General features: G+C 38.0%; 12 protein-coding genes. 3 read left to right on the forward strand and 9 right to left on the reverse strand.

Features of this window, described 5'->3' with window-relative positions:
* The first annotated feature begins 86 nt into the window (after positions 1-86).
* On the forward strand, positions 87-740 hold the full coding sequence (locus R3X26_RS17435; RefSeq protein ID WP_317718607.1) for a hypothetical protein: 654 nt from the start codon (positions 87-89) through the stop codon (positions 738-740).
* A gap of 157 nt (positions 741-897) precedes the next feature.
* Positions 898-1,881, forward strand: a complete 984-nt coding sequence (locus R3X26_RS17440) for a Gfo/Idh/MocA family oxidoreductase (RefSeq protein ID WP_317718608.1) — start codon at positions 898-900, stop codon at positions 1,879-1,881.
* A gap of 92 nt (positions 1,882-1,973) precedes the next feature.
* On the opposite strand, the gene R3X26_RS17445 is transcribed toward R3X26_RS17440, so the two are convergent.
* From R3X26_RS17445 to R3X26_RS17465, 5 genes are all read right to left on the reverse strand, one after another.
* Entirely contained in the window at positions 1,974-2,354 is a 381-nt protein-coding gene (locus R3X26_RS17445; RefSeq protein ID WP_317718609.1) for a CoA-binding protein, read from the reverse strand.
* A gap of 80 nt (positions 2,355-2,434) precedes the next feature.
* The gene (locus R3X26_RS17450) at positions 2,435-3,508 is read right to left on the reverse strand and encodes a hybrid-cluster NAD(P)-dependent oxidoreductase (RefSeq protein ID WP_317718610.1); all 1,074 of its coding nucleotides are present in this window, start codon (positions 3,506-3,508) and stop codon (positions 2,435-2,437) included.
* Positions 3,509-3,576: 68 nt separating this feature from the next.
* On the reverse strand, positions 3,577-5,238 hold the full coding sequence (hcp, locus tag R3X26_RS17455; RefSeq protein ID WP_317718612.1) for a hydroxylamine reductase: 1,662 nt from the start codon (positions 5,236-5,238) through the stop codon (positions 3,577-3,579).
* 250 nt (positions 5,239-5,488) lie between these two features.
* Complete coding sequence (gene norR, locus R3X26_RS17460; protein ID WP_317718613.1) at positions 5,489-7,018, reverse strand: nitric oxide reductase transcriptional regulator NorR; 1,530 nt, start codon at positions 7,016-7,018, stop codon at positions 5,489-5,491.
* Positions 7,019-7,162: 144 nt separating this feature from the next.
* The gene (locus R3X26_RS17465; protein WP_317718614.1) at positions 7,163-8,056 is read right to left on the reverse strand and encodes a DMT family transporter; all 894 of its coding nucleotides are present in this window, start codon (positions 8,054-8,056) and stop codon (positions 7,163-7,165) included.
* Between the two features lie 307 nt (positions 8,057-8,363).
* Here R3X26_RS17465 and R3X26_RS17470 point away from each other — a divergent pair, with 307 nt between their 5' ends.
* Entirely contained in the window at positions 8,364-8,522 is a 159-nt protein-coding gene (locus R3X26_RS17470) for a hypothetical protein (protein WP_317718615.1), read from the forward strand.
* A gap of 439 nt (positions 8,523-8,961) precedes the next feature.
* On the opposite strand, the gene R3X26_RS17475 is transcribed toward R3X26_RS17470, so the two are convergent.
* From R3X26_RS17475 to R3X26_RS17490, 4 genes are all read right to left on the reverse strand, one after another.
* Positions 8,962-9,207, reverse strand: coding sequence for a hypothetical protein (locus R3X26_RS17475; protein WP_317718616.1), 246 nt, complete (start codon positions 9,205-9,207; stop codon positions 8,962-8,964).
* A gap of 80 nt (positions 9,208-9,287) precedes the next feature.
* Positions 9,288-9,860 carry a class I SAM-dependent methyltransferase gene (locus R3X26_RS17480; RefSeq protein ID WP_317718617.1) on the reverse strand — a complete coding sequence of 191 codons (573 nt, stop codon included), beginning with the start codon at positions 9,858-9,860 and terminating at the stop codon, positions 9,288-9,290.
* Between the two features lie 137 nt (positions 9,861-9,997).
* Complete coding sequence (locus tag R3X26_RS17485; RefSeq protein ID WP_317718618.1) at positions 9,998-10,480, reverse strand: DUF2850 domain-containing protein; 483 nt, start codon at positions 10,478-10,480, stop codon at positions 9,998-10,000.
* 125 nt (positions 10,481-10,605) lie between these two features.
* On the reverse strand, positions 10,606-11,004 hold the full coding sequence (locus R3X26_RS17490; RefSeq protein WP_317718619.1) for an OsmC family protein: 399 nt from the start codon (positions 11,002-11,004) through the stop codon (positions 10,606-10,608).
* Positions 11,005-11,123: the final 119 nt, after the last annotated feature.

The following is an 11,123-nucleotide window of genomic DNA, read 5'->3' on the forward strand; positions in this document are numbered from 1 at the left end:
TAATCAGTTTGTAACGAAATTGATTGTATATAATTAAATTATCAATATATGCTTACTATTAAGTGTAAATTAGGAATTGGGTATTTGTGAAAAATATGTGTGTGAAAGCTTTAACCATTGTTACTTTAATCAGTAGCCTATCGTTTTCATTGTTCAGTCAAGCAATGACAGGCGCGAATGGTCATTTCACAGTAGAATTAGGCCCGATAAAATTAGGTGATGTGATAATGGAATCAAGCTGCAATGAAAGTGTGTGCAGTTATGAAACTCGCATCAAAGGGTCATTTATGTTTATCAGTGCCAAAATCAATGAGAATGGCACCTATAAACAAACAGACCAAGCTATTGTCCCTATCACTACTAACTATGCTGAGAAAATTGGTTCGAAGCGAAAAACTTACACCTATGATTTTTTGAACAAAACCATACAAAACAAGAAAAACAATAAACAAACCGAACTACCCGATAATGTTTATCCTTTTATCCCTCTAATCAACCAAGTCATACTCGATCTCAAACTGGGTGGACCTCAATCACATTATGAATACTTGTCTAAACAAAAAATAAAGCGCGCAACCATCTCCGCCTACACTAAAAAGACTACCGAAAATGGCATTATTCATCATTTTATCGGAAAAGAGAAAGACGACACCTTAGAGTTCTTCTTTCTAGATGACGGTAATCAAATAGCACTAGAAAAAATTGCTTTTGGTAGTTTTCATATGTCAAGAAAGCCTTAAATGTCACTGTAGTTCAAAAACATTAACATCATATCAGTTAGCTTAAGTCTCCTCTTTTGCTATAAAAACCAACTTATTGTTATTGATAAGTCACTCTTTTTATTAAAAGTGCTAAACTGTTTTGGCTAATTAGCCAAAATAATAAGGAATCGATTAAATGCTCAATTTAGCTGTCATTGGAACTAACTGGATATCAGAAGCATTTGTAGAAGCAGCCCTACAAAGCAAACAATTTAGCTTAAACGCTGTTTACTCACGCAAATTGGAAAGTGCTCAACTTTTTGCTAAACACAGCCAAGATGTCAATTGCCGATTCTATACTGATTTAGAAACCCTTGCGTTAGATAGCAACATAGATGCAGTTTATATCGCCTCTCCAAATAGCCTTCATTATGAACAAGCTGTATTGATGATACAAAATGGCAAACACGTTATTTGTGAAAAACCCATCTCTTCTAATATTTCCGAAACACGTAAAATGTTTGACTACGCGAATAAACACAACGTTATTTTATTTGAAGCATTTAAAACTGAATTTTTACCCAATTTCGAAGAACTGAAAATGAGCCTTGCTAGCATTGGGAAGTTACGCAGTGTTTACCTAAGCTATTGCCAATATTCATCTCGGTATCAAAAATATTTGGATGGCGAAAATCCGAATACTTTTAATCCTGCCTTTTCAAATGGCTCAATAATGGACATCGGTTTTTACAATGTATCGGCAGCGGTATCTTTATTTGGGAAACCCGACTCAGTGCAGGCGAGTGCCAAGTTACTTGATTCTGGCGTTGATGCTCACGGAACAGTCGTTCTAACTTATCCTAGTTTTTTAGTAACGATTCATCACTCTAAAGTCTCCGATGGCCACATCGCTAGCGAATTCCAAGGTGAAGATGGTGTCATATTGGTGGAACATTTGTCACAATGTCCAGGATTTAAGATTAAAAAACGCAACGCAGCTTTACAGAATATCAGTGTAGAACAACAAGAAAATACTATGATTTATGAAGCCATTGCTTTTGCCGAACAAATTGAACATAAAGCAATGAATCAAGCGCACGTTCAACGCTCACTAGACGTATCAGAAATTATCACTGAAATTCGTCGTCAAACTGGTGTTGTGTTTCCGGCTGATAAGTAAGACCTATTGCTTAGGATCTGATGTCAAAAGACCTACTCCAGAGTACTATTTTCTCTGGAGTTATTTCACTGATAACTTAAAATTACCAATGTTCAGAACTGATCATTGTCTAACATAACTAGCGTACATCCTTGCACCACTTCGATCCCTTGCTCAATCGCTCTATCAATCAAATTTGGATTTTCTGTTCCAGGATTAGTAATGATACGCTTTGGTGATAGCGCCAATATCTGATCGATGATCGGCTCCAACCGTTCAACGCCAATATACAAGGTTAAGGTATGTACTTGCTTTGTAACCTTATCTAATTGATCAACCAGCTCGATATCGGCTAACGATAAATTTTTAGGCGAAACACCAACCTGATTGGTAAAACCATTGTCGAGTAGTTTTTGGTGCGCTTTGAAGCTATAGCGTTCAGGTTTATCGGATATACCTAAAATCACGATTCTTTCATTAACACTTGTTTTCATTTACCGGCTCCTTTTTATTGAACGGTATGGATTTAGTGATTTAATAAACACACTCATACTACCTGAAAACGTCATTCTATTTAATTTAAACTAATTTCTAAATCGGATTTTATTACACAGGAACAAGCAAGTACAAATCCTTGTTCCACTTCTTCGTCAGTCAATGTCTCTGTACTGGTACGCTCTACTTCGCCTACTTTAACCTTACACTTGCATGATCCACAAATCCCGCTACGGCAAGCTGCAATAACCGGCACTCCGGCCTGTTCTAGTGCATCAATAAGTATCGAATCAACCTCAGCCTCTACTTGAGCCGCAAATGTAGGGACTGACACAGAAACCGATCCAGCGACTAATTCACCGCTATTGGTTAATTCAGTACCAAGCACACCTAGTTCATTCTCTGGCGCAACGTTTTTTGCTTCTGGCGTAAAGCTCTCCTCAAAAAACCGAGTCATATCAAAATCAAGTTGCTCAAGATAGCAACGCGCATCCTGCATAAATCCAACAGGCCCACACAAATAAACCGTACGTTGTAAAACGTCTGGGCAAAGTTTATCTAACCATTGTTGATCAAAACGTCCCTGTTGATAGGAACTCCCTTTACTGTCTTTCAACAACAGTTTTAAATGAAAATTATTGTGTTGTTGGGCGATAGCTTCAAGCTCAGAAAAATAGATCGTATTTTCCGTATCTTGCGCTTGATGGATAAAATCGATGTCAATATCTGTATTATTCGACAACCATTGTTTCACCATTGAAATTACCGGTGTTATGCCGCACCCGGCACTGAGCATCAGAACTTTTTTGCTTGGTGCGCAATCAATACTGTTAAAACTTCCTGCCGGTTTTAAAGCAGTAACTTGGTCGCCAACCGCTAATTGGTCAACGATATAATTTGAAACCAATCCTTTATTAACTCGTTTTACCGTCATCTTTAATTGGTTCTGCATTGGTAAAGAGCTAATCGAATAAGCACGATAGGCGGTTTTATCTAATAACGAAAAACCCAATGTAACAAATTGACCCGGTTTGAAATCGAATACGGTATCGCTGCTTATACTTGCTAGAGAAAAACTAATCGTGTCTGGAGTTTCACTCCATTTATCAGTACAAATAAGGTCTATTGCGTCGCTATGCTGCCAGGCTAACATTCCAAAATCTCCATCGAACAAAAATTAAAAAACCGGTAATGAATAATCATTACCGGCAAAAACAATAATTAGGCGGCTAAGATGGTTTTTAGATCATCTTCTACGTTACCAATACTGCGCATATCGAACTCTTTTTGCATAATAGCGAGCAAATTATCAGTTAGGAAAGCCGGCGCTGTTGGTCCGGTATAAATACCTTTCAAACCAAGAGCAAATAGCGTCAGTAAGATAACAATCGCTTTTTGTTCAAACCAAGATAAAACCAATGTGAGTGGCAACTCGTTAATATCACAGTCAAATTCTTTAGATAACGCAATGGCCAACTGAATAGCAGAATAAGCATCATTACATTGACCAACATCAAGCAGACGTGGTATGCCGTTAATGTCTCCAAATTCACCCTTATTAAAACGGAATTTACCACATGCTAAAGTCAAAATAACACTGTCTTCCGGCGCTTGTGCAGTGAAATCCGTGTAATAGCTTCTCTCCGCTTTGTCGCCATCACAACCACCAACGAGGAAGAAATGGCGAATGTTTCCTTGTTTCACTTGGTCCACTACAGCAGGAGCTGCTGCCATTAGTGCATTGCGACCAAATCCAACGGTGATCATTTGTTCTATTTCATCATGTTTGAAACCTTCTTGTGCTAGTGCACATTCAATTACTGCTGAGAAATCATCACCTTCAACATGACTAACACCTGGCCACCCGACAATACTACGAGTAAACAAACGGTCTGCATATTGGCCTACATTTGGGTTGAGTAGACAGTTAGATGTCATCACAATAGCACCTGGGAAATTGGCAAATTCTTTTTGCTGGTTTTGCCATGCACTACCGTAATTTCCTACTAAGTGAGGGTATTTTTTGAGTTCTGGGTATGAGTGGCCAGGGAGCATTTCACCATTGGTATAAACGTTAATACCTTTGCCTTCGGTTTGCTGCAGAATTTTCTCTAAATCATGCAAATCATGGCCAGAGACTAAAATAGCTTTGCCTTTAACCGTTTTAACGTTAACTTGTGAAGGCTCTGGATGACCAAAGGTATCCGTTTCCCCTTTATCCAACATTTCCATGATTCGATAATTAACTAAACCAATCTTCATTGACATATCGAGTAACGCTTTAAGATCGGTAGGATCGGTGCCTAACCACGCCATTATTTTGTGATATTCGCCATACACTTCAACATCGGTTTGAGATAAAACACGTGCATGTTCAAGATAAGCTGCCGCTCCTTTTAATCCATATAAACACAGTAAACGCAGCCCAATTACATCTTCATGTTGACTTTCATGACCGCGATTGACTGCCGCTTGAGGAGCCAGCTTAATAAGCTCTTCGGGGTCATTTGGAAGGTCAAATTTAGCAGCAGGAGAAAGAGTGGGAATGTCAAAGCCAGTAACCAAGGCAGCCGCACGAACTTTTTCTTCTAAACGTTTTTTAAAGGTATTCGATTGCTGAGCAAATTCAATTACACGTGCTGGATCAAAGTTAACATTGGTTAAAGTAGAGAAAAATGCTTTAGGAGCCCATTGATCAATTTCATCATCAATGACATTGACTGAACGGCCTACTTCGGCCCAAAAAGAGACACCTTGTAATGAATATACTAATACATCTTGAAGATCGGATACTTCCGCTGTCTTACCACACATACCTTGAGTGTAAGAACATCCTTTACCGACAGGGGTTTGAATCGTTTGTTCACATTGAATACAAAACATTATAAAGCTCCAGTTAGTCGACTATCGCTACCAACTCTGCAATTTTTATATGCTGGTAACTAATTGATTTTCACTAACTAGAGCAGCATTCATGCCAATATATAAGTATTTGTTTTTTAATAACTTTCAAAATGACTAGTCGTCATTTTGATGTGTAAAATACATCATAGCTGTTGTAATTTACACTTCAACTTATCACTCGTCTGATATTAATTTACTCGTTGTATAATGAACAAAATAAAAATACCCATTATTCAATTCCTAATTTTTTGCCCATCCGATACAAATTGCCACGATCCATTTGCAGACGCTCCGCGGCCTTAGCCCAAACGCCATCCGACTGCTGAAGGGCATTTTCTATAAGTTGCTTTTGGAAATGCCGCATGCTCTCACGCATTGATTTTGGCTGGTTAGATAAATTAGTTTGTTGATTGAGTAAGCTGGTCGATTTATCTTCCATGCCAAAATGGCCACGTTTAAGAATGTATTCACCTTGTTGTAGCGCTCGTAAGCTGGCTCTCATCAAAGTATGTTCTAACTCACGTACGTTGCCTAACCAAGATAGCGTTTCCATATACTCAATACATCTCGGATGAATATGTAAGTTAGGAATATTGAATTGCGTTCGTACCTTTTCCAACAAATAGCCCGCTAAAACTGGAATATCGCCTTCTCTCTCTCGCAAAGGTGGGATATAAATGGGAAAGACATTCAATCGATGAAACAAATCTGATCGAAAACGACCTTCGCTCACTTCCTTTCCTAAATCTCTATTGGTTGCGGCAATAATACGAACGTCCACGTAACTGTTTTTATCTGCGCCGACTCTTTGAACTTCACCTTGTTGAATCACCCTAAGCAGTTTGGCTTGTAGCAATATAGGTAATTCACCAATTTCATCCAAAAAAATCGTCCCTTCATTAGCTAACTCAAACTTACCAGCTCGATGACTATTTGCACCGGTAAAAGCCCCTTTAACATGACCAAACAGTTCACTCTCTGCTATCGATTCAGGCAGCGCTGCACAATTGACATAAATCATCGCTTTGTCACTACGATCTGATTGTTCATGTACCGCGTGAGCAACTAATTCTTTACCGGTTCCGGTTTCGCCAGAAATTAATACTGAGAAGTTAGATTTTGCCACCATAGCTATACTATTCTTGAGGTAACTCATTTGTGGACTAACACCGACCAACTTACCTTGCTTGTCTCTTGCTTGTTCGATTAACAGTTGATTGATTGATTTTTGCTGACGATTAGATTCTTGTAAGGATTCGAATAGCGAAATGTTACGCAGTGTTGCAGCAGCCAAGGCCGCAAAGGTCTCAATAGTAATAGGATCTATTTGCTCAAATGCACCCACTTCTAGCGCATCTAAGGTTAAGATACCTACTATTTTGTCTTCTACATACAAACTGCACCCCATACAATCGTGTACATCAATATGCTCATCAGGCATGGCTAATAACAAACCATCGAATGGATCAGGCAATTCTGAGGAAGAGTTGAATCGAATAGGTTGCTTGCTGTTTAGAATTTGTTGCAAACGAGGATGATTGCCAGGGAAAAATTTTCTTCCCAAAACCGATGTCGATAAACCACTAACCGCAACTGGGACCAAGAACTGTTTTTTGTCCAAAATAAATAAAGCACTCGCATCACAAGGTAACACTTGGTTTACGCCATCAATAAGCTTTTGATAATGTTGTTCTTTTGGCTGTGAACGACTTAAATCTAAAGCTATTTGCAATAAAACGGTATCAAGGGATGTTTTCATTTCACGCTCCGAGTTTGATTACAGAGCGACACGATGTCATTTATACATCGCTAGAGAATTGATTCAGAACAAATTTTGTTTAAAACGCCTCTTTAGTGGTAGGAAGTAAATCATATCTACCAACTACCATTATAATCAGAAAATTTACCTAACTTTAGTCAGAACTCTTCGACCACTGCTTTCCCAGTGAGTAATAAAGGCAACAGCAGCAATTATAATGGCAGCACCTAACCATAACCGACCAGGAGGAACCCAGCCAAATACGATCCATCCCAACAAAACATTTAATGGCAATTTAGCATGATCAAAAGGTTGGACAAATGAGGCGTCTGCAACCGCATAAGCTTTTACTATCGCCCATTGAGCTAATGCCGTCATGGCTCCAGCTGCAACTAAAAACATCCACGATGTACCGTTAGCAGGCATGGTCCAATCCGGCAGAGCTAATAGGATATTAAATGGTGTAATAAGAACCAGTAGATAAACCACCATAGTAGAAGGTGAATCGTCAGTTGATAGTTTTTTTACCATTAATGAATAACAGGCCCAAAAAAATGCAGCACCAATCGGTAATAAAGAAGCAAGATTAAAACCTTCGCTCCACGGCTCTAAAATAATCATAGCACCCACAAATCCGGTCAATGTTGCTCCCCAACGTACGAGTCCTACTTTTTCTTTAAGAAATAACCCAGAACCAACTGTTGCAAATAACGGCGATGTCATCAATAAAGCAATTCCTTGCCAAATAGGTACAGGGTAAGCAAGTGCCCACATCCAAAGCTGGATCCCGATGACGGATAGAAAAACCCTAAATACATGCATTTTCAAATGACGGGTTGTTAATGATTGTCTTATGCCAAGTGTTTTTAAATAAGGGAGAATAACAATCAATGCAACTGCATACTGGACTAAAGCAACAGAAGTAGACGGTAGAGAAAAGTGGATACTAACGTATTGAGCAATACTATTAACAATAGCAAATGCTAACCCTGCGGTTAACATCCAACTTGCACCTAAAACAGGGGAGTGATTGGACATATAAATTTCGATCTCATATTTGGTCGCACAATAATAAGTGAATTGGTTCTAATTCGCTATTTATATTACCCGATAAAAGCATATCATTTAACATAATATTGCTCGACATATTACAACTTCACCTTGCGCCATTGTGAACAAAATTTACACAAAACCTGCTTTTATCCGTTTAAATAAGAACAATTTAGCAACAATTTCTGTAAGACAACTATCAATTTAGTAATAAAATTACAGAAAATAAGTTGACTTGAGTCACATTTATAGCAATAATGTGATCTCAAACAGAAACAACAATAAGGTATATATTATGAGCTCTATTTTAACGTCACAAATCATCACTGAAAAAAATGAAGAAAATACCAGTAAAAAAGAAACGTCTATTCTTCGTGAATTAGCGGCTGTATTTTCAATGTTTGCGGTAACAGCGACTGTTGTTGTACTAACTAGTTTAACTTGGGTTGTATAATCACAATTCAACCACAAAAAACTGTAAGCAAACCAGCCTATACTGGCATTAGAGATATTAACTTAGTAATCTCTTTAATTGTTATATCCGACTGAATAACATTTGCTATTTTATTTATTGAACAATTTTCGTACTTAGTGTTTTTCACTACGATGTGCTATTTCTGAATCCCAATATACTGAAACCTATAAGACAATAGGTTATTTAGTATAGCTTGGGGTAGATAGCATGCTTAAGCGCAAAATCAGCATAGTACACTCAAAGTACTATTATGCTATTCCCAACGACTTGAACGCATCGAACACCGCTCGATAGAAGAACGGTAACTCAGCGACATAAATAGATCATTATTATATTAGAACTCTATAAATATATATTCTGTCTATAAAATAGTTTTGTCTAAAAAATGTCTCGACGAAACAGTCACCCTAAACGGATACTAACTTCGCGATTGTTTCATTAACTCCAACGCAATTTCTTGCAATGGAATCTTGAGTGCTTCATCTATAACCGATTCACTGACTCTATCGCCGGCCAATTGCATAACTAATTTTTTAAACGATTCAGGATTAGTGCTGCTATCATCTCCTTCATACCTTGGTTTCGCACCAGATTTAATTACGTCATCCAATGCCAATAAAATCATACGCAGCGCGATGATTTTTTCTGTCGATTTATTACTCATCAGTATGGTACCTTTTTATGCGGCGGATAATATACTGCTCAATTTAATAACCCGTTTGTCGAATTAACCAATCAAAAGCATTACTTACCTGCAACACCCATCAACACAGGAATGACTCCTTGTTCCGTTTCTATTTCAAAAGGAACAGATACTGCTACAGACTCAAAGCCCGCTTTAATCAGTACTTTTTCCACCTGCTTTAGTGTTAAACCAGATTGATTATCTTCGGCTAACCAGTCCCAATGTATGAAAGTACCCCCGTCATCCAATAAGGCATGAATAAGAGTTGCAGCTTCATCAAAGTCATCTAAAAACCCGCAGACAGAAGAGGCGACCACACAATCAAATTGACCACGAAACGCTGGATGTTGAGCAATTAACCCTCGTGATAAGTTGTCTACTACTGGTTCAACATTCGGCAGCATTTTCTTATCAAGTTCTTCTATCATGGCCTCTGATGAATCTAACGCCACAATATCCTTGGCCAATGGCGCTATCTTTTTACTTAGCAAACCTGTACCACAACCAAAATCAAAAACTCTTAAATTAGTGATATTAATCATATTCTCTAATTGTTCAAAAGCTTTTGTTGCGAATAGAGCAGCGGTAGGAGTTTCCCACTCTTTTGCTTTTTTATCCCAATTGTATGACATTTAGTCTCCATTTTTACTGACTTTTGATTTCTATTTACCATGGTAAACAAAATGTCGGTTAGCTTCACGGCTAATTAACTTACTTTTGATCTTTTTTCGCATAATTAGCATTTAAAATAAATTTTTGAGAAAAATAATTACTTCTTACTACGAAAATGTTCAGCTAGCGACACTCGTCTTGCTGGTCCAATATTGTCTTGATCTGGCAAAGTATCTTCATAACCATTTTTAATGAACGAAGCCGTGTGCCCTCCGCCCGAAATTCGTGTTAAACGCTCATCTTGTTGACCAAATATTTGTAACTGATAACGTTCTTCTCCTGTTGTATAAGTGACTATAGAACCGTCAAAATCGAACGAAGAAGCAATAAAACGACTGTTCTGCACTACTCCATCAGCGCTTAAAGAGAACCGATCAGTTTGCCAACTAGGAGCACCAATTTCAGTCCATTTACCGTATACTCGGCTGGGGTCGATATAATTTTTATAACTAATATAAGTAAAATAGCTAGCCGCACTCATGGTTGATAAAACCAATAAGATTATGGCTAAAGCAATATAATTACGCTCATGTTTTTGTTGAACATCTTGGCCAGTTTTATTTTTAGTCAATTTATTCAAGTGAGCCACCATATCGATTATCTAACAAGTTCATTTTACAACGTCACTCACTTTTCTATTTGATCAGCCGTTTGTACTTCGTTTTCTATATCCGTTCAGCCGATGACGCTCTATGAGTGATGGTATTATACAATCGACCAAGAATGCGTCATTTTGATGCCTTCCGCTAACATCAAGCAAACCGAGCAATACTTTTGCAATGAATCTGCAGTAACTTTTTCAACGACTGCTTTATCAAGTTCATCACCACTGACCTCAAAGTGAATGTTTATATGCGTAAAAAGCCTCGGAGCTTGTTCTTTTCTTTCTGTAGTAAGTGTAGCAATACAATTGCTCACCTTCTGGTTTTCTGATTTCAAACCCGCAACTACGTCGACAGAGCTACATCCACCTGCAGCCATTAAAACCATTTCCATCGGGCTTGGTGCGGTTGCCCCTCCGTTGCCATCCATAATAATGGAATGACCTGATGAAGATTGACCAATAAAAGTAAAATCATCGACCCACTTAACTTCTGCTTGCATATAAACCTCTTAACTAATTGATATGGTGATATATTGATACATAGCTCACCCAAACATCTAATACTTGCAATCATACTGGTAACTTACTAGTAATAAAAAAAGGGAAGTCAAATATCGAC

This window comes from Vibrio sp. TH_r3 (genome assembly GCF_033101115.1).
In the GTDB taxonomy this organism is placed as follows: Bacteria; Pseudomonadota; Gammaproteobacteria; order Enterobacterales; family Vibrionaceae; genus Vibrio.